The organism is Paraurantiacibacter namhicola, from assembly GCF_001687545.1.
GTDB classification, from domain to species: domain Bacteria; phylum Pseudomonadota; class Alphaproteobacteria; order Sphingomonadales; family Sphingomonadaceae; genus Paraurantiacibacter; species Paraurantiacibacter namhicola.
Genome location: NZ_CP016545.1, coordinates 515,959 through 534,560, shown reverse-complemented (window position 1 = coordinate 534,560; position 18,602 = coordinate 515,959). Strand labels below are relative to the sequence as shown.

Here is an 18,602-nt window from a genome sequence, read left to right as displayed (position 1 = left end):
CGGCGCAGCAGCCTTAGCTGCGGTTAGTCTGGTTCTTGCCGTTGCCCTGGTCGCGAGCAGTGCCGGAGCCTGCAATGTCGCGCACGCCGCCTGCGCGCACAAGGCGCGGCGTCGTCCAGCGATCGGATCGCTCGGCGCGCTCATTCGGCAGATGGCTCTTCTTCGACATGGGACCTCAAATACGCGGAAATCCGCCATTTTGCAATTATGGGAGTGCCGCAGATACGCGCGCGGGCCTTGATGCGTCCTGAATGCGCCACGCCCTATCCCGCTTCCAGCAGGCCTGCCGCATGCAGGCGTTCCAGGAAGGCGTCGGTCTCGCGCTCCATTTCCGGCACATCGCCATAACGTTCGCGCAGGGCTTCCAGCAGGGCGTCGCGGCTGCGCGTACCGTCCAGCATGGCCCAAATCGTGCGCGCTGTGCCGGTCATCTCGAAAAAATCGCCATCGGACAGCCGCATTACGACGATATCGCCTTCCACGCGCGTCTCGATCGTGGCCCCCGGCGTCTTTTTCAGGATCTCGCTCATCGAACCGCCTCCTCCAGCCCCATACGCAGCATCGCCGCCGCCTCTTGCGGACCAGTGTGCTCCACCGGGCGGGTGAAGACGAAAGCCGGGCACGCCGCAACCTTCTCGGCGGCATCCTTGAACCTGTCCGCCGCCGTCCAGCCGCGCGCTGCCGCTAGCAGGGCGCTGGAATAATGCTCCTGCGTCCAGGCAGCCATGGCCTCGCCTGCGCTGGCTGCGCAAAGCCCTGCCAAGCCGTCCGCCAGGATGACCAGGGCCGATAGCGGTGCGGCCGTGTCGGCACGCGGTACATCGACGAAATGCTTGGGATATTCGGGCGACACCATCGGTCCCGCCGCAAGCCCGAGCGCTTCGATGATATCGGGCCACAGTTTCAGCCGCTTTCGCCAAGGCAGGACGTGCTGGCGTCCCTCATGCGGCAGCAGGATCGAAAGATCGTCCGCCAGCAGCGGCCAGCCGGACAGGGCGAGGGCCGCCGCAAGGGTCGATTTGCCCGCGCCGCTCGTACCCGCCAGCATCACTGCGCCCCGCGGGCCCAGAACCGTGCTGGCGTGGAAGGGATACAGGCCGTTCAGCGCAGTCACGGCAGCGGCCATCGTACCTTCGCAGAACAGGTCGATCTCCTGCGCGTGGGTCTGCTCGCCCCGGTCCACGATTATGCCTTCGCCCTGCGCATACCCCAGCATGCTGTCGGGCTGCACGCGCATGCGGAAGGCGGGAGGGTCGAGCTGCCAGAGCTGCCCTTCCGGCAAGGCGGCGACCGCGCCGCCTGTACGCCGCATCGCCGCCTCAAGCCGCATTTCCGCCTCCGCCGGGCTCATTTTGCGGCCGTCCCATGTGGAAAAGCGCCGCGACCCCGCTTGTGAGCACGAGTCGCGAGGTTTACGCGCAGGAGGCACATATGGCCCCGCCACTCATCTCGCCCTCCATCCTGTCTGCGGACTTCGCCGCACTCGGAGAGGAAGTGCGCGCCATCGATGCGGCGGGGGCGGACTGGATCCATGTCGATGTGATGGACGGGCATTATGTCCCCAATATCACGATTGGCCCCGCAGTCGTGAAGGCCCTGCGCCCGCATACGAAAAAACCCTTCGACGTCCACCTGATGATTTCACCGGTAGATGGCTATCTGGAGGAATTCGCGGAGGCAGGCGCGGACATCATCACCGTCCACCCCGAGGCCGGCCCGCATGTCCACCGCACGGTGCAGGCCATCAAGGCGCTGGGCTGCAAGGCGGGCATCTCGCTCAATCCCGGCACGCCGGCCAAGATGCTCGATTACCTGATCGACGATATCGACCTGGTGCTGGTGATGAGCGTCAATCCCGGCTTCGGCGGGCAGAGCTTCATCCATTCGCAGCTGAAGAAGATCGAGGCGGTGCGCCGCATGATCGACAAGACGGGCCGCGAAATCCACCTGGAGGTGGACGGCGGCGTCAATCCGGACACGGCCAAAAAGTGTCTCGAAGCGGGAGCAGACGTGCTTGTGGCAGGCTCTGCCACTTTCAAGGGCGGCCCCGATTGCTATGCCGCCAACATCGCGGCCCTTAAGGGGCAGGGGTGATGGTCGATTACGCCACCCAGGGCCGCCTCGTTTTCGACGAAGGCAGTATGTCTGGTGGTGATAGTGACATTGCGGAAGCAGACGGCACGCAAAGCGCCATCCCGCTGGGCACTGGCGGTTCGGCCGACGACGCGCATGTCATGGCGCGCGAGGATGTTCACGCCCAGCACGCCCCCGCTCCGCTGGCCCCTGGCAAGGCGCTCGCCCTGACCGATTTTGCCCCGCCCAGCATTTCCGCAGGCGAGCGGCTGGTGCGCATGGCGTACCGGCTGGGCGTGCCGGGCAGCACGCTGTCCGCGCCCTTCGGCAAGAAGGGCAAGCTGCGCCTGCTGGCAACCGTGGAAAGCCCGCTGGCGGGCGAACGCGTGGGCGGCATGGCGCTGCGGGCCGGGCATTTCCTGATCCACGGGGTGAAGGCCCCGGTCGCGCAGGTCGATTTCAAGCCCGGCGCGCGCCTGACCCCGCCCTTCGAGCGGGTGGTGCATGGCTTCACTTGGCTGCGTGACCTGCATGGCTGCGCGCCGCGTCCGCAATGCCTCAACACCGCGAACCGCGTGATGACCGCCTGGCTGGACGCGAACACCAAGCCGGGCAAGGGCGCGGCATGGAATGTCGGCAATGCCGGGCACCGCCTGCTGAACTGGCTTGTGCACGCCCCGCTGACGCTGGGCACGCAGGACAAGGCGATGCGTGGCCGCGTGCTGGGCGCAATCGACGAGACGGCTCGCTGGTTGGACCGCAACATCAGCCGCGCAGATGACCGGCTGGCGGAGACTGCGGGCTGGTGCGGTATCGTGGCCGCCGGACTGCTGCTGCCCGATGGCAAGCCGCGCCGCCTGTTCGGCGAAGCCGGCCTGGTCCGCGCGCTGGGCGAGCTGGTGGGCGAGGATGGCGGCGTTCTGTCGCGCAGCCCGATCGACCAGATGGACGCCGTTGCCCTGCTGGTGGACGTGGCCGCCTGTTACCAGGCCGTGCGCCGCGACGTGCCCGATGCCATAGGTGCCATGCTGAACATGCTGGTCCCGCCGCTGCTGGCGCTGCTGCATGCCGATGGATCGCTGGGCAGCTGGCAGGGCGCGACGCCCGTTTCGGCCGACCGGATCGCCGCACTGGTGGAGGCGAGCGGCGTGCGCACCCGCCCGATGAAGGAATCGCGCCGCTGGGGATACCAGCGCGTGACCGGCGGCAGCTCCGTGCTGCAGATGGATGCCGCTCCCCCGCCGCTGGCGCGCCATACGCGCCATGGCTGCGCCTCCACACTGGCGCTGGAATTCAGCCGCGACGGGCGGCGCATCTTCGTCAATTGCGGCGGCGCGCATGCCGCCGGAGGGCAGGTTCCAGTCCGCATCGAGCAGGGCCTGCGCGCGACTGCTGCCCACTCCACGCTGGTTCTGGGGGATTCGAATTCCACCGCCGTGCTGATCCGCGGAAAACTCGGCGCGGGCGTGGACGAGGTCGAAGTTGACCGCCGCGCCATCGACCTGAAAGATGGCGGCGCGACCCGGCTGGAGGCGAGCCATGACGGCTACGTCAACCGCTTCGGCCTGGTCCACCAGCGCATCTGCATCCTGCGCGACGACGGCACGGAACTGCGCGGCGAGGACCTGCTGGTCCCGCGCGGCAAGAAGGGCAAGCGCGGCAAGGTCCCCTTCGCCATCCGCTTCCACCTCGGCCCCGATATCGAGGTCAAGATCGGCGATGGCGGGCGCAATGCGGGCCTGGCCCTGCCCGATGGCACATATTGGCAATTCGTCAGCGGCGCGGGCGACGTGCAGCTGGAAGAAAGCCTGTGGGTCGATGGCGATGGCCGTCCGCGCCCGGTGCAGCAATTGGTGATAGAGGGCATGGTCTCTCGCGGCGGGGGGAATTTCTCCTGGCTGCTCAAGAAAATGGGCTGATTTTGAATGTCTGATGTAGCGATCAAGCGGGCACTGCTTTCGGTGTCCGACAAGAGCGGTTTGGTGGAACTGGGCAAGGGCCTGGCGGAAGCGGGCGTGGAGCTGGTTTCGACCGGCGGCACGGCCAAGGCGCTACGCGATGCGGGTCTTGAGGTGAAGGACGTCTCCGACCTCACTGGCTTCCCCGAAATGATGGACGGGCGCGTGAAGACGCTGCACCCAAAGGTCCATGGCGGCTTGCTGGCGGTGCGCGACGACGCCGCCCATGCCGCCGCAATGGAAGAACACGGCATCGGCGCGATCGACCTCGTCGTGGTCAATCTCTACCCCTTCCAGCAGACCGTGGCGAAGGGTGCAGGGCGCGACGAAATTATTGAGAACATCGATATCGGCGGGCCGAGCATGGTGCGCAGCGCAGCCAAGAACCATCGCTACGTCACCATCCTGACCGACCCTGCCGATTACGACGCCATGCTGGCGGAGATGGGCGAGAAGGGCGGCGCGACCTCGCAGGACTTCCGCAATCGCATGGCGGCCAAGGCCTTTGCCGCCACCGCCGCCTATGATGCCGCGATCAGCCAGTGGTTCGCCTATGCCGACCAGGGCAAGCGCTTCCCCGCACGCCGCGCCATGGCGAGCCGCCTCGTCACCACGCTCCGCTATGGCGAGAACCCGCACCAGAATGCCGCGCTCTACGTGCCCGAAGGCCCGCATGCCGTTGGCCTGCCGCAGGCCGAGCAGGTGCAGGGCAAGGAGCTGAGCTACAACAATTACAACGACGCCAATGCCGCGCTGGAACTGGTCGCCGAATTCAAGGGGCAGCAGCCCGCCGTGGTGATCGTGAAACACGCCAACCCCTGCGGTGTCGCGCAGGCGGGCAGTGCGCTGGAGGCTTGGAAAGCCGCGCTGGCCTGCGACGATGTGAGCGCATTCGGTGGCATCGTGGCGCTGAATGTGCCGCTGGACGGTCCGACGGCAGAGGCGATCTGCGAGATCTTCACCGAAGTCGTGGTAGCGCCGGGCGCCGACGATGCGGCGCGCGCGGCCTTTGCGAAGAAGAAGAACCTGCGCCTGCTGATCGTGCCCGACCTGCCCGATCCGCGCCGCCCGGGCACCATGCAGGTGGTGATCGCAGGCGGACTGCTCGCGCAGGACCGCGACGCCGCCGCCATCACGCGCGATGACCTGAAGATCGTGACCGATCGCGAGCCGACCGAGCAGGAAGTGAAAGATTGCCTTTTCGCCTGGACGGTGGCGCGCCACGTCAAATCCAACGCCATCGTCTATGCCAAGGACGGCGCGACGGCAGGCATCGGCGCAGGCCAGATGAACCGGCGCGATTCGGCGCGCATTGCCGCCATGAAGGCAGCCGAAGCGGCGGAGAAATATGGCTGGGACCAGCCGAAGACCGTCGGCAGCGCGGTCGCCTCCGACGCTTTCTTCCCCTTCGCGGACGGATTGCTGTCAGCCGCCGAGGCAGGCGCGACAGCGGTGATCCAGCCGGGCGGCTCCATGCGCGATGCTGAAGTGATCGACGCGGCGAACGAGGCGGGCCTCGCCATGGTTTTCACCGGGATGCGCCACTTTCGTCACTGATCAGTCCGCGCGGCAGAGCGTCAGCGTGCGGCCATCGGCGGCGCGCATGACCAGCTGGCCGGTCTCGTCGAAAGCCAGCGCATCCGGGCGCAGCAGTGCCAGCGTCGAGACCTCGCGCCCCGCATAATCGCGCCCTTCGTCCCAACGGTCTATCCGCGGGGTCGAACAGGCCGGGCTGTCGTCGAAATCAAGCGAGAGCGCGGTCCCGTCCACCGAGTAGCTGGCGCGGCATCCGGCCTGGTCGGTCGCCGTGTCGCTGGCGAAGTCCATCGTCAGCTCGCCGCCATACAGGCCGATTATGGTGTTGCCGCAGCCCCTGTAGCGGCCCTTCAGCCGCGCACTCGGCGCCGGCGGGCGTTCCAGCACAATCTCCTGCCGCCCGGTCAGGACCATGCGGCCTTCCGCGCCGGCCTCGTAACCCGTGACACCTGCAAGAGCGCCGAACAGGCGGCTGTCCGATTCTAGCAACTCCTGCGAACAACCCATCTGCGTCGCGGCGAAGCTGCCGACCGCGATGCGGCCCGGTGCGGGCGCGCTCCATTGCGCGCCGCCGGTATTGCAGCCTGCGCTGCCGCTCATCCAGCCCGGCTGGAACTGGACAGTAGGCGTGACAGAACCGGTCCATACCTGCCCGCCGATGGTAACAATTTGCCACCGTCCCGCTAGTGCCGGAACGGGGTCGGCCGGGCGCTCGAGCACGGCGACCTGGCCGTCGCTGTCGGTGAGCCGGAGGACATCGCCATCGCGCGACCAGGTGGCAGCCTTGTCGAAAAACGCCGCGAGCCGCCTCTCGAAATCCGGCGCCCAATCGCCTTCGCATTTGCCAATGCGGACCGCTTCGCGCCGCCGCACCTCCAGCGTGCCATCGGCCCTCGCCTGGTAGAAGGCAGGATGGCCGCCGCCGCAGCCCGCTTCATGCGTAAAAAAGCCGCCGCCGCTGAAATTGACCCTGCCCCAGTCGCCCGGAAAATCCCGCATACCCACGCTGCGCACGATCCACGTGCCGCCCAAAGGATCGATCTGCGCCAGCGCAGCCTCGCCCATCGGAACGGTGGTCGCGGCCATATCGCCAAGTGATTCGCTGGAGGTGCCAGCATCGGCCACCGGCCCCGCCCCCGCATTGCAGGCGGCCAGTGCCAGAACGGAAATCGCCAAACAGGCTCCACGCATCGTCTCTCTCCTTGAAAGGCCAACGTTCACGCCCAGATACGGCTCCCGGCCTGCGTCAGGTCGCCTGAACGGATGCTGCAAGCCGGTTCAATCTTTCAGAAAGCACTCCTGCGCTAGATGTAACCTTTCACGCATTCCGTTCGAAAGACAGACCATGGAACTCTTCACCGCAGACCTCTTCCGCAACTTCGCCATCGGCTTTGGCCTGACCGCGCTGGTGCTGGCTGCCAATATCGTGCCGCAGCTGGTATAAGCCGCACGATGCGAACACCCGTCCTCCTGCTGGCAGCCGCGCTTGCGGCCTGCATGCCCGCCACCGGCGCGTCGGCGGAGAATTACGTGAACGCCCCCGCCGCGCAGCGCGTGGCCAAGGAAAGCGGCCTGAAGACGGCGATCTTCGCCGGCGGCTGTTTCTGGGGCGTCGAGGCGGTGTTCAGCCATACCAAGGGCGTGAAGAGCGCCATTTCCGGCTATCACGGCGGCACGAAGCGGCAGGCGACTTACGACCTCGTCTCGGGCGGGATGACCGACCACGCAGAAGTGGTGAAGGTCACCTACGATCCGCGCGTCGTGCGGTATGACCAGCTGCTGCAGGTCTTCTTCTCCGTCGTCGCCGATCCCACGCTGAAGAACCGGCAGGGTCCCGACGTTGGCCGCCATTACCGCGCCGCGCTGATCCCGGTGAGCAAGGAACAGGCCGCCGTGGCCCGGTCCTACCTTGCCCAGATGAAGAAGAGCGGGAAGTGGAGCCGCCCCATCGTGACGGGGATCGAGGCGTACAAGACGTTCTATCCGGCAGAGACCTACCACCAGGATTTCGCCAAGAAGAACCCGCGCCACCCCTACATCCGCCGCTGGGACGCGCCCAAGGTCGCTGCCTTCAAGCGGATGTATCCGGGGCTGTACCGCAGCGGCTTCGTCACCGGCTGATTGCCCGCCCGCCGCGCGCACCCTATATCGGGTGGCATGAGCGGACATACCCATACCGAACTTAGCGGCGACAGCCTGGTTTCCGAGGCCGAGCGCGTCCTGACCAATTCCGGCGAGCAGTGGACCGGCCTGCGGGGAGACACCTTCCGCGCGCTCGCCGCTTACGACAAGCCTGCCAGCGCCTATGACATTGCCGATGATGTGGGGAAGCTGCGCGGCAAGCGCGTGGCCGCCAACAGCGTCTATCGCATCCTCGACCTGTTCGTGCGTACCAACCTCGCCAACCGGATCGAGAGCGCCAACGCCTATCTCGCCAACACCCATCCCGGTTGCCGGCACGATTGCATCTTCCTGATCTGCGACGATTGCGGGAAGGCGATCCACGTTGACGACCACCGCGTGACCGACGCGCTGCGCGAGGCAGGCGGCCGCAATGGCTTTGCCGACGTGCGCCCGGTGGTGGAACTGCGCGGGCTTTGTCAGGATTGCGCGGAATGACCGCGCGGGGCGAGGAATGCGCGAGCTGATCCCGCCCGGGCTGCGACGAAGCGTTCCTGTGCATCGACAAACCGTTCATGGACGCGCCACAATTTCCGTTGTAACCACTCTGCCATGACAACACGGCCAGACACTCCACTGCTCGACACCGTCGACACGCCCGCAGACCTCCGCAAGCTCGATCAGTCGCAGCTTCGCCAGCTTTCCGACGAGCTTCGCGCCGAGATGATCGACGCGGTCAGCACCAGTGGCGGACACCTGGGTTCCGGCCTCGGCGTGGTCGAACTGACCACCGCGATCCACTATGTGTTCAACACGCCGGACGACAAGCTGGTCTTCGACGTCGGGCACCAGTGCTATCCCCACAAGATCCTGACCGGGCGGCGCGACCGCATCCGCACCCTGCGCCAGGGCGGCGGCCTGTCCGGCTTCACCAAGCGCAGCGAAAGCGAATACGACCCCTTCGGCGCGGCCCACTCCTCCACCTCGATCAGCGCAGGCCTGGGCTTCGCCATCGCCAACAAGCTGAAGGGCCAGCCGGGCAAGGCCATCGCCGTCATCGGCGACGGCGCGATGAGCGCAGGGATGGCCTATGAGGCGATGAACAATGCCGAACAGGCCGGCAACCGCCTGATCGTGATCCTGAACGATAACGACATGTCGATCGCCCCGCCCGTGGGCGGCCTTTCGGCATACCTCGCGCGCATGGTCAGCAGCAGCGAATATCTCGGCCTGCGCTCCATGGCGTCCAAGATCGCCAAGAAGCTGGGCCGCCGCGTCTGGGGCGGGCTGGAAAAGGCCGAGGAATATGCCCGCGGCATGGTCACCGGCGGCACGATGTTCGAGGAGCTGGGCTTCTATTACGTCGGCCCGATCGACGGGCACAATCTCGACCACCTGATCCCGGTACTGGAAAACGTGCGCGACAGCGAGCAGGGCCCCGTCCTGATCCATGTCGTCACCACCAAGGGCAAGGGTTACCAGCCGGCCGAGGAAAGCGCCGACAAATATCACGGCGTGCCCAAGTTCGACGTGGTCACCGGCGAGAAAGCGAAGTCCGCCCCCGGCGCGCCCGCTTACCAGAACGTGTTTGGCGAGACGCTGGCCAAGCTGGCCGATACGGACGACCGCATCTGCGCCATCACCGCCGCCATGCCCAGCGGCACGGGCGTCGACAAGTTCGCCCAGGCCCATCCGGACCGCGCATTCGACGTCGGCATTGCCGAACAGCACGGCGTGACATTCGCCGCCGGCCTCGCTGCGCAGGGCATGCGCCCCTTCGCCGCGATCTACTCCACCTTCCTGCAGCGGGCGTACGACCAGGTGGTGCATGACGTGGCGATCCAGAACCTGCCCGTACGCTTCGCAATCGACCGCGCCGGCCTTGTCGGCGCGGACGGCAGCACGCACGCAGGCAGCTTCGACATCACCTATCTCGCCACCTTGCCCAATTTCGTGGTCATGGCCGCGGCTGACGAGGCGGAGCTGGTCCACATGACCTACACCGCCGCCGAATATGACGACGGCCCCATCGCCTTCCGCTATCCGCGCGGCAATGGCGTGGGCGTGGAGATGCCCGAAACGCCGCAGAAGCTGGAAATCGGCAAGGGCCGCATGGTCAAGGAAGGCAGCAAGATCGCGCTTCTGAGCCTCGGCACGCGCCTCGCCGAAGCCATGGACGCCGCCGAGCAGCTGGAGGCCAAGGGCCTGTCCACCAGCGTCGCCGATTTGCGCTTCGCCAAGCCGCTCGACACCGACCTGATCCGCCGCCTGATGACCACCCACGAAGTGGTGGTGACGGTGGAGGAAGGCGCCATCGGCGGCCTCGGCGCGCACGTCCTCACCATGGCCAGCGACGAGGGCCTGACCGATGGCGGCCTGAAAATCCGCACCATGCGCCTGCCGGACGCCTTCCAGGACCAGGACGACCCGAAGAAGCAATATGCCGAAGCCGGATTGGACGCGGATGCGATCGTCGACACGGTGCTGAACGCGCTGCGGCATAACAGCGCAGGCGTGGAGGAAGCGCGGGCCTGATCGCATGACCGCGCCTAAGCCATTCAAGGCGCGCTATTCCGTGCCAAAGATGCTTGGCTGGGTGGCGCTGACTACGGTCTTGGTCGCCTTCTGTGTTTTCATCGCGATTGATGCGCCTGGCATCGTTGGGCTAGCCGGGGCGGTGGGCGCGGCCGTATTCGCTATTCCGTTGGCAATCTTCCTCAGGAAGCTGTTCGACCGGCGGGTGCAATTGCAGATTGCCGACAACACATTTTTCCTGCGCCCGCATTCGGACAAACGCATATCCCTGCGCTCCATCAAGAATTTCCGCATCCTCGACGGGCGAATAATCTTTCTGTTTTACAAGCCTTCGAAATACCCGATCGAGAAGCCGCTGCGGCGTTTGATCTACCGAATGAACGGGGCGCAGGCGCGGCAGTTTTTCGGCGATGCATGGATGTGGACCTCGCAATATGATTGCACGGCTGCGGAGATCATGGACGGCGTCAATGCCCATATCGAACTGACGGAGTTCGAGAAGGACATGCTTGAGCGCAAGAAGGTCATGCTTGCCGGACTGGACGCGGAAGCCGAACTGCCTGCGGCCGAGGAATCCCCGTCACCCCGGACTTGATCCGGGGTCCCGCTTCCTGTCACGCTGCGCTTCAAAAAGCGGGACCCCGGCTCGGGGGCCGGGGTGACGATGCGGCGAGGTTTCTGAATTGTGCGAAAGGCAAGGCGCATCGTGACCTGGCTCCTCACCTTTCTCGCCGTTTTCTACCTCGCGGCACTCGTGCTGGTATGGAGCCTGCAGGAACGCTTTATCTATCCCGCGCCTCCTGAGCAGGCAGGTGTGCCCGCCGGATTCGAGCGGATCACCTATACAGCGGCAGACGGTGTGGAGATCGGCGCAGGCTACCGCCCTGCGCGCGAGGGCATGCCGACGCTGCTGTTCTTCCACGGCAATGGGTCGAGCTGGCAATCCACCGCATATGTAACGGACCGGCTTGCCGCGCTCGGCTACGGCGTGCTGGCGGCCAGCTATCGCGGCTATGCCGGGAATGCCGGCTCCCCGTCGGAGAAGGGCTTATATGCCGATGGCCGCGCGGCCTATGCCTTCCTGCGAGAACGGGGCGTCGCGCCGCAAGACATCGTGCTGACCGGCAATTCCATCGGATCGGGCGTGGCGACGCATCTCGCAACCGAAGTGGAGGCGCGCGCGCTCGTCCTGATCTCCCCCTTCGACAGCCTGGAGGAGACCGCGAGCCGCGCCATGCGCTGGCTGCCCGTGCGCACGCTGATCCGTGACCGCTACGACAATGTCGGCAAGTTGCCCGGCATCGAAATCCCCGTCCTGATCCTGCATGGCGAGGAAGACACGCTGATCCGCCTGGAGCAGGCCCGGACACTGGCCGCCGCGCGGCCCGGTACGAAGCTGGTCACCTATCCCGGCTGGGGCCATGACCTTGTGGTGCATCCCGCCGTGCAGGGTGAGATTGCGGCGAATCTAATCGACCAGTGACATTGCCACGCGATTGACAGGCGTGGCCCACCCGCCCAAGTGTGTTGTGTAAATAATACACTTGGGGAGAGCAGACATCGTGCGCAACATCCTGATCGGGGCCCTTTCGCTGGCGGCCCTTGGCTGCACGCAAGGTGCCGCCTCCTCAGTCCAGTCCGCCCCCGCCGAGGCAGCACAGGCGCCGGCCTTGCTCCCGCTGCCGGAGACCGCGCTGGAAAGCGCGCGCCGCGAGGCCGGGCTGATGGGCTTGAGCGTGGCGGTGTTCGACGATTACGGATCGATCCGCACCGCCACTTTCGGCACCAAATCCAGCGGCGGCGCGGCGATCGCGACCACCACCGCTTTCTCCACCGCCAGCGTGGCCAAGCCCTTCACGGCCATGCTCTGCCTGATCCTGGAAGCAGAAGGCCTGCTGGACCTCGACGAGCCGATTGCTGCCTCGCTCACGCGCTGGAAGCTGCCCGAAAGCGATGTGGAAGGCGCGGCGGGTGTCACATGGCGGCAGCTGCTGAGCCACACCGGCGGCACGTCGCAGCACGGCTTTGCCGATTTCTACGAGGGCGACACGCTGCCCACGCTGGTGGACAGCGTGGAAGGGCGGCTGCCGCGTTATGACAAGCCGATCGAGTTCCTCTTCCCGCCGGGACAGGGCTGGAAATACAGCGGCGGCGGTTACACCATTATCCAGATCGCGCTGGAGGACCGAATGGGCCAGCCGCTGCACGCCATGGTGCAGGATCGCATCCTCACCCCGCTGGGCATGACAAACAGCACCATGATCCAGCCCGGCCAGCCCGGATTCCCGGATGATGTCGCGCTGGTGCATGCAGCCGATGGCTCGCAGATCCGCGATGGCCGGCCAATCACGCCGCAGGTTTCCGCCTCGGGCCTGTGGTCCACCCCCCGCGACCTTGCGCTTTATGCCATCGCCATCCAGCGCGGCCTTCGTGGCGAGACGACCGGACCGGTCACCCCGCAGCTGGCCCGCGCGATGACCGACATCTGGTCGCTTGACCATGTCGGCGGCATGGGGACGCCCTTCTTCCGTGGCTTCGGCTACGGCAATACGGAGTGGTTCCAGCACGGCGGCTCCAACACCGGCGTCAATGTGGACATGTATGGCGCGATGGAGGGCGGATACGGCTTCGTCATCATGGGCAATGGCGATGACCCGGCGACCGATCCGGTGTTTGCCGCCGCCCGCCGCGAAATCATCGCCAGCCAGCGATGGGCGGAGCGCAAGCCGCTTCCCAGCGTGCCGCTGGAGCCGGAAATGCGCCGCGCGATCATGGGTGATTACACAGGCCTGCTCTACGACCTCGGCCTGCCCTATACGGTCGAAGAGCAGGGCGGACGGATGATGGTCGTCTCGCCCTTCTTCACCCAGTTCCTGGGGCGCGACAGCAGCGAAATGCATTACCAGGGCGGCGGGGCTTTCCGCATCACGGATTACCCCAATTTGCTCACCTTCGAGCTGGGGGATGACGGGCAGGTGGCCGCCGTCACCATCTCACGCCCGGGCAGCGACGCAAAGCCGCTCACGCGCCCGATTGCCGCGCTTCGCAAGTAAGGCGGATCAGCTCCAGCGCCACAGACCGGCGGGGATCCCGCCTGCGTGGATATGGCCGTACGTGATGGCGAGCCATGCGATGATGGCGACGAGCCACAGCAGCCAGCCTGCGCGCAGGAGCTTTGCCCAGCGCGGCCAATAGCTGGTGCGCGCTTCCCAGCTGGCCCATGCCTCGCCCATCAGGCGGCGCTTCTTGCGGTCCTGCAGATGCGCGCCGAGCAGCGCGAGAACCAGTATGGCAAGAGCGACCACATTGGTGCGCCAGCTCCACCAGAGCGCGATATGCGCGAGCGCCCAGAGTGCGAAACCCCACATCATCGGGTGCCGGGTAACGGCAAATGCGCCGCTCGGTGCGCGCTCGGCCGCGTCCTTTTGCGCTCCCGGGGCGGGCAGGGCGGGATTGCGCCACAGAGAGCCGAAGAACAGGACCAGCGCGACCAGGGTCAGCAGGCTGGCAATGGCCCAACCCACGTCCCCGCTGCCGCCAAGGCCCGGCGCGTCCACAGCCATGAAGGCATGCGCCATCCAGCCCAGCGTCACGAAGGCGACCACGCTGTAGACCAGCATGAAGCCGCTCTCCTTCAGCACGCGCACGAGCGGCGCGCGAAGCGGGTGCGACAGGGCAAAATGCGTGCCGACAAAGGCGATGCTGGCGGAAATCAGCTGCACCATGTCCGGGTCGAGCGGCCCGCGCCCCTGTCCGGAATACATCGTCATCGGATCGCTCATGCCAGCCTCCCTGTATTCGGGCCGAAAGGGCGCAGGTGCGACTTACCAGTCGTAAGCCTTGGGCAGCTCATCCTCGTCCAGGTCGCGGTAGCGTTCGCGCAGGCGGCTCTGGTGGTTGTCGAGCGGCTGCTCCACCCCGTCGATCCAGACCCGCAGCGGCGCACTGGTCAGCTCCAGCGGATCGCCGTCCCAGATCACCACGTCGCCATAGGCACCGGGCGCCAGCACGCCGGCCCGGCCCTCATACCCGCTGATCGCGGCGGGGATGGAGGTGATGGCGGCAAAGGCCTCGCCCCAGGTCAGGCCCGTGGCGCCCGGCACGCGGGCGAGGCCCACGAGGTTGCCAGCCTGCTGCGGGGCGTAGCGCGCGTGATTCATGTCGTTGAAGCGGCCGATGCCGACCGTCACGCCCGCATCCACCATGCGGCCCACGTTGGACTGCGTGGCGGCGAGCTGCTCGAAACTGCTGGGCAGGTCGGTCAGCGGGTGAGTGATCACCGGCACGCCCGATGCAGCGATCTGGTCCGCCACCATCCAGCCTTCCGCCGCGCCAACCAGCACCATGCGCAGGTTCGGGAATTCGCGTTTCAGGTCCAGCGCATTGAGGATGTCCTGCGCCCGGTCGACCTCGACATACAGCACCTGCTGGCCGGTCACGACCGGAACCAGCGCGGCGGCGTCGAAGCGGGTCAGCAGCACGTCGCCATCCCGCTCCGCCCGGCCGGTCATGCGCGGATCGAGCGGAAGGTCGTCGCCGGTAGTGACGCGGGCGTTGCGGGTGTCGCCTGTCAGGCGTGCATCCTCGCCATAATTGGTCGCCTCGCGCAGGGCGTTGCGCAGCAGGGCATGGGCCGAAGCGCGGCTCCCGCCTGCCAGGCGCGCACCGCCTTCGCCCAGCTCCACATACTGGAAGGCGCGCGGCCGCATCACGGCATCGCGGTCATCACCGAGGTCGATGACAGCGCCCTGCCCTGCAAAGATCGAGGTGGTCGCTTCCGGCGCAACGGTAGCGCGCGTGACGCCGCCTGCGCGGCTGATGGCCACGTTCTGCGCCGCTGGATTGACGGCAGGCGCGATATCTATGGCGGCGGAGAACGGGCTGCCGCGCGCGGTCGTGTCATTGCTGTTGGACACGCCGAAGACGTCGACGATCCCGATGTCGGTCAGCGTCGCGAACAGGCCGGGGGTGACCCAGCCGCCCTGCGCGTCGATCGCCTGTCCGGCGGCAGCGGGCGCACCTGCGGCGGGGCCGGCATAGACCACGGCGCCGCCGCGCACGACGACAGTGCCGTTCGCGATCGGCTCCGACCCGTCGCCCGTGGCAACGGTTGCATTTGTGATGGTCACGTCCTGCGCCAGAGCGGGGACGGCGAATGCGCTGGCGGCCAAGGCCACGGTGGCGGCGAGCGAGTGTGCGATACGGCGCATCATTTCACGTCTCCTTCACCGGGCTGGCCAAGCTCAAAGTCGCTCACCGGCCGGCGCTTGGGATCGTTGGCATCGTACAGCAGCGCTCCGTCCACCCAGACCATTTCGGGGCGCGAATAAACGCTCAGCGGGTTGCCGTTCCACAGCACCACATCGGCCATCTTGCCGGTTTCGAGGCTGCCGGTCATCGCGTCGATGCCCATGCCCTTGGCGGCGTTGAGGGTGATCCAGCCGATCGCCTGCGCGTCGGTGATCTCGATGCCCATGCGCCGCCCGTCGGCCTGCGCCTTGGACGCTTCCTGGTTCAGGCGCTGGATCCCGTTGGCATCGTCGGAATGGATGATGACGCAGGCCCCCGCCTGGTGCAGCAGCGCCGCGTTTTCGGGGATGGCGTCATAGGCTTCCATCTTGAAGCCGAACCAGTCGGCCCAGACCGCGCTGCACACGTCCTTCTCGCGCAGCAGGTCGCCGATCTTGTAGCTTTCGACGGCGTGGTGGAAGGCCGTGACGCGGTATCCCATCTCGTCCGCCATATCCATCACCTGCGCCATCTCGTCCGCGCGGTAACAGTGGTTCTGGATCAGGATCTCGCCGTCCAGCACGCCCTTCAGCGTTTCCATGCCCAGATCGCGCTTCTTGCCGTCGTAATCGCGCGCCTTGATCCAGGTCTGCCGGTTGACGGCGTAATTGCCCATGCGGGTGGAAGGCATGCGCCCGCGCCCGCCATAGACGCGCTTGGGGTTCTCACCGCAGGCCATCTTCAGCGAATAGGGCGCGCCGGGGAATTTCATGCCCTGCACCGTGCGGCTGGGCACGTTCTTCAGCGTGACGGCTCGCCCGCCCATCAGGTTCGCGCTGCCGGGCAGGATCTGCAGGCTGGTGACGCCGCCATTGGCCAGCGCGCGGGAGAAGCCCGGGTCCTGCGGCCAGACGGAATGTTCGGCCCAGACTTCCGGCGTGGTGGGGCTGGTCGCCTCGTTCCCGTCGGAATGCGCCGCGACCTGCGGGCTTGGATAGTCGCCAAGGTGCGAATGAATATCGATGATGCCGGGCGTGACATATTTGCCCGTCCCGTCGATCCGCAGATAGCCGTCCGGGATGGCGAGATCCGCGCCGCCCACGCCGACCACCTTGCCATCGGCAAACAGCACGGTGCCGTTGTCGATCTGCCCGCCCGCACCATCGAACACCGTCGCCCCGACCAGTGCGGTCGGCACGCCGGGATAGGCGCGGTAAGTCGAGGGATAGGGATTGTCCCACTCGGCAGGAGCCGGGGCGGACGCCACGTCCTCCCCGTCACTCCCATCGCCGGTGGCGGCACAAGCGGAGAGGGCCAGCGCCCCCAGTACGGTTACCAGGTGGCGCATACCCATTCCCTCTTTCATGCGATCAACCCTGCGGGCGGACGTCGGGGCGGATGCCCGCTTCCTGCGGCTCGATGCCTGCCTGGGCCTGGCCCATCAGGTCATCATCAACCGTCTCGTCCACCAGCGTGTCGAGATGCATCAGCTTCTTGACCAGCGGGCTGATGACCATGACGACAACGCCGATACCCACGGCGTACCAGCCGACGGTGGAATAGACGCTCAGGACCAGCTCCTTGCCCGCTTCCTCGCTCACACCTTCCGCGCCGGTGGCGGCGGCGATCAGGCCGGCGGCGAAATTGCCGGTGGCCGATGCGAAGAACCAGGTGCCCATGATCAGCGATGCCATGTGACCCGGGCTGAGGCGGTTCATCGCCGACAGACCGACCGGGCTGAGGCAGAGCTCACCCGTCGTGTGCAGCAGGTAGATCAGGAAGATGAAGATGACCGGGGTCGGCACATTCACGCCCACGCTCTGCGAACCCCAGACCAGCACCAGGAAGCCAAGGCCGACCTGGATGACGGCGAGGCCGAACTTCATCGGCGTGGAAGGCTCAGCACCCTTGCGCGCCAGGCCCTGCCACAGCATCGCGAACACCGGTGCCAGCAGCACGATGTAAATCGCGTTGATGGACTGGAACATCGAGGCGCTGACACCCTGCGTATCGACATGGCGATCGGTGAACAGGTTAAGCGAGGAACCGGCCTGCTCGAACAGCGCCCAGAACACGATCGAGACGAAGATCAGGAACATGGCCGCAAAGATGCGATCACGCTCGTCCGAAGATAGCCTGACAGTCGCGATGTAAAGGACATAAGCGACCAGACCGAGGCCGAAGATGCCAAGCACCCAGCCGACAAGCTCCTGGTACTGGATTGCGAACCAGCACAGCGCGACCATGCCGAGGCCCAGGCCATAGATGCCCCATTCCTTGCCGCCCTTGAGCGCCTCGGGATCCTTGGGCTCGCCCTTGCCCAGCAGCAGCGGCTTGCCCAGCACGAAGAAGATAAGGCCGATCAGCATGCCGATACCGGCCAGGCCGAAGCCGTATTCCCAGCCCACCGTCTGGCCCAGATAGCCGCAGATGATGGAAGCCGTCGCCGCACCGACGTTAATGCCCATGTAGAAGATGGTGTATGCCGGATCGCGGCGGATGTCGGTGCGCGAGTACAGCTGCCCGACCATCACGGAGATATTGGCCTTCAGGAAGCCGGAGCCGACGATGATCAGCGCCAGGGCCAGCCAGAACACGTTGATGAAGGCGGAGCCTTGTCCGCCATCGCCCTCGAAGGCCATGAAGAAGTGGCCGAATGTCAGCAGCACGGCGCCGAACAGCACCGCCTTGCGCTGGCCGAGGTAACGGTCAGCCAGGAAGCCGCCCACGACCGGGGCGATATAGACCAGCGCGGTATAAGCGCCGTAGATTATCGAGGCTTCGCTATCGGTGAACAGCCAGTGCTGTACGAGATAGAAGATCAGGAGGGCGCGCATCCCGTAATAGGAAAACCGCTCCCACATTTCCGCCATGAACAGGAGGAACAGGCCCTTGGGATGGCCGATCACCTCGGCCTGCGGGCGCGTTACGATGAAAAGACCGCCCAGAAGGAATGCCGCAAGGGCCACCACAGCAATCCAGAACGCCCACATTTCGTAGGCAGAACCGAAGGTGAAGATAAATTCGTTCATGGCCTGCGGCCTCCCCTTGCAATCCCCGTCCTGCTGTCATGGCGGCAGGAAGGCGGACACACTAGCGGGCAATTCCGTCATGTGAAGCTTTTGTTGCGCGAGAAACCAATATCCTTGC

At 66.1% G+C, this 18,602-nt stretch carries 17 protein-coding genes; 9 read left to right on the top strand and 8 right to left on the bottom strand.

Annotation, left to right across the window (positions count from 1 at the left end; translation table 11 throughout):
- Positions 1–13: 13 nt before the first annotated feature.
- The 3 genes from A6F65_RS12825 to A6F65_RS02630 form a co-directional block, all read right to left on the bottom strand.
- Positions 14–169 carry a hypothetical protein gene (locus A6F65_RS12825; RefSeq protein WP_157093024.1) on the bottom strand — a complete coding sequence of 52 codons (156 nt, stop codon included), beginning with the start codon at positions 167–169 and terminating at the stop codon, positions 14–16.
- A gap of 94 nt (positions 170–263) precedes the next feature.
- Positions 264–530, bottom strand: a complete 267-nt coding sequence (locus tag A6F65_RS02635) for a PqqD family protein (RefSeq protein ID WP_067785660.1) — start codon at positions 528–530, stop codon at positions 264–266.
- A complete protein-coding gene (locus tag A6F65_RS02630; RefSeq protein WP_157093023.1) occupies positions 527–1,312 on the bottom strand; it encodes a hypothetical protein in 786 nt (261 codons plus the stop codon). Before A6F65_RS02630 ends, A6F65_RS02635 begins: the two co-directional genes overlap by 4 nt.
- A 119-nt stretch (positions 1,313–1,431) precedes the next feature.
- Between A6F65_RS02630 and rpe the strand changes: the two genes are divergently transcribed.
- From rpe to purH, 3 genes are read left to right on the top strand one after another with little or no spacing between them, the layout of a single operon-like run.
- The gene (gene rpe, locus A6F65_RS02625; RefSeq protein WP_067789833.1) at positions 1,432–2,094 is read left to right on the top strand and encodes a ribulose-phosphate 3-epimerase; all 663 of its coding nucleotides are present in this window, start codon (positions 1,432–1,434) and stop codon (positions 2,092–2,094) included.
- Positions 2,094–3,992 carry a heparinase II/III family protein gene (locus A6F65_RS02620; protein WP_237164868.1) on the top strand — a complete coding sequence of 633 codons (1,899 nt, stop codon included), beginning with the start codon at positions 2,094–2,096 and terminating at the stop codon, positions 3,990–3,992. The genes rpe and A6F65_RS02620 overlap by 1 nt, the downstream gene beginning before the upstream one ends.
- A gap of 6 nt (positions 3,993–3,998) precedes the next feature.
- On the top strand, positions 3,999–5,588 hold the full coding sequence (gene purH, locus A6F65_RS02615; RefSeq protein ID WP_067785654.1) for a bifunctional phosphoribosylaminoimidazolecarboxamide formyltransferase/IMP cyclohydrolase: 1,590 nt from the start codon (positions 3,999–4,001) through the stop codon (positions 5,586–5,588).
- On the opposite strand, the gene A6F65_RS02610 is transcribed toward purH, so the two are convergent.
- Entirely contained in the window at positions 5,589–6,758 is a 1,170-nt protein-coding gene (locus A6F65_RS02610) for an META domain-containing protein (RefSeq protein ID WP_083989166.1), read from the bottom strand. It abuts the gene before it with no gap.
- Positions 6,759–7,019: 261 nt separating this feature from the next.
- Here A6F65_RS02610 and msrA point away from each other — a divergent pair, with 261 nt between their 5' ends.
- The 6 genes from msrA to A6F65_RS02580 all read left to right on the top strand — a co-directional run bounded on the left by msrA (position 7,020) and on the right by A6F65_RS02580 (position 13,276).
- Positions 7,020–7,688 (top strand): peptide-methionine (S)-S-oxide reductase MsrA, encoded by a 669-nt coding sequence (gene msrA / locus A6F65_RS02605; protein ID WP_067785648.1) that lies wholly within the window; start codon positions 7,020–7,022, stop codon positions 7,686–7,688.
- A gap of 36 nt (positions 7,689–7,724) precedes the next feature.
- Positions 7,725–8,186 carry a Fur family transcriptional regulator gene (locus A6F65_RS02600; protein ID WP_067785645.1) on the top strand — a complete coding sequence of 154 codons (462 nt, stop codon included), beginning with the start codon at positions 7,725–7,727 and terminating at the stop codon, positions 8,184–8,186.
- Between the two features lie 114 nt (positions 8,187–8,300).
- Positions 8,301–10,223 (top strand): 1-deoxy-D-xylulose-5-phosphate synthase, encoded by a 1,923-nt coding sequence (dxs, locus tag A6F65_RS02595; RefSeq protein WP_067785642.1) that lies wholly within the window; start codon positions 8,301–8,303, stop codon positions 10,221–10,223.
- 4 nt (positions 10,224–10,227) lie between these two features.
- Entirely contained in the window at positions 10,228–10,818 is a 591-nt protein-coding gene (locus A6F65_RS02590; RefSeq protein ID WP_067785639.1) for a hypothetical protein, read from the top strand.
- Between the two features lie 111 nt (positions 10,819–10,929).
- Positions 10,930–11,706, top strand: coding sequence for an alpha/beta hydrolase (locus A6F65_RS02585; RefSeq protein WP_083989165.1), 777 nt, complete (start codon positions 10,930–10,932; stop codon positions 11,704–11,706).
- A gap of 79 nt (positions 11,707–11,785) precedes the next feature.
- Complete coding sequence (locus A6F65_RS02580; RefSeq protein ID WP_067785636.1) at positions 11,786–13,276, top strand: serine hydrolase domain-containing protein; 1,491 nt, start codon at positions 11,786–11,788, stop codon at positions 13,274–13,276.
- A gap of 6 nt (positions 13,277–13,282) precedes the next feature.
- Here A6F65_RS02580 and A6F65_RS02575 read toward each other — a convergent pair whose 3' ends face one another.
- From A6F65_RS02575 to A6F65_RS02560, 4 genes are read right to left on the bottom strand one after another with little or no spacing between them, the layout of a single operon-like run.
- Positions 13,283–14,005 carry an NnrU family protein gene (locus A6F65_RS02575; protein WP_237164866.1) on the bottom strand — a complete coding sequence of 241 codons (723 nt, stop codon included), beginning with the start codon at positions 14,003–14,005 and terminating at the stop codon, positions 13,283–13,285.
- A gap of 42 nt (positions 14,006–14,047) precedes the next feature.
- On the bottom strand, positions 14,048–15,433 hold the full coding sequence (locus A6F65_RS02570; protein WP_067789819.1) for an amidohydrolase family protein: 1,386 nt from the start codon (positions 15,431–15,433) through the stop codon (positions 14,048–14,050).
- Entirely contained in the window at positions 15,433–16,800 is a 1,368-nt protein-coding gene (locus A6F65_RS02565; protein WP_418303113.1) for an amidohydrolase, read from the bottom strand. The genes A6F65_RS02570 and A6F65_RS02565 overlap by 1 nt, the downstream gene beginning before the upstream one ends.
- A 22-nt stretch (positions 16,801–16,822) precedes the next feature.
- Positions 16,823–18,484 carry a peptide MFS transporter gene (locus A6F65_RS02560; protein ID WP_237164863.1) on the bottom strand — a complete coding sequence of 554 codons (1,662 nt, stop codon included), beginning with the start codon at positions 18,482–18,484 and terminating at the stop codon, positions 16,823–16,825.
- Between the last annotated feature and the right edge of the window lie 118 nt (positions 18,485–18,602).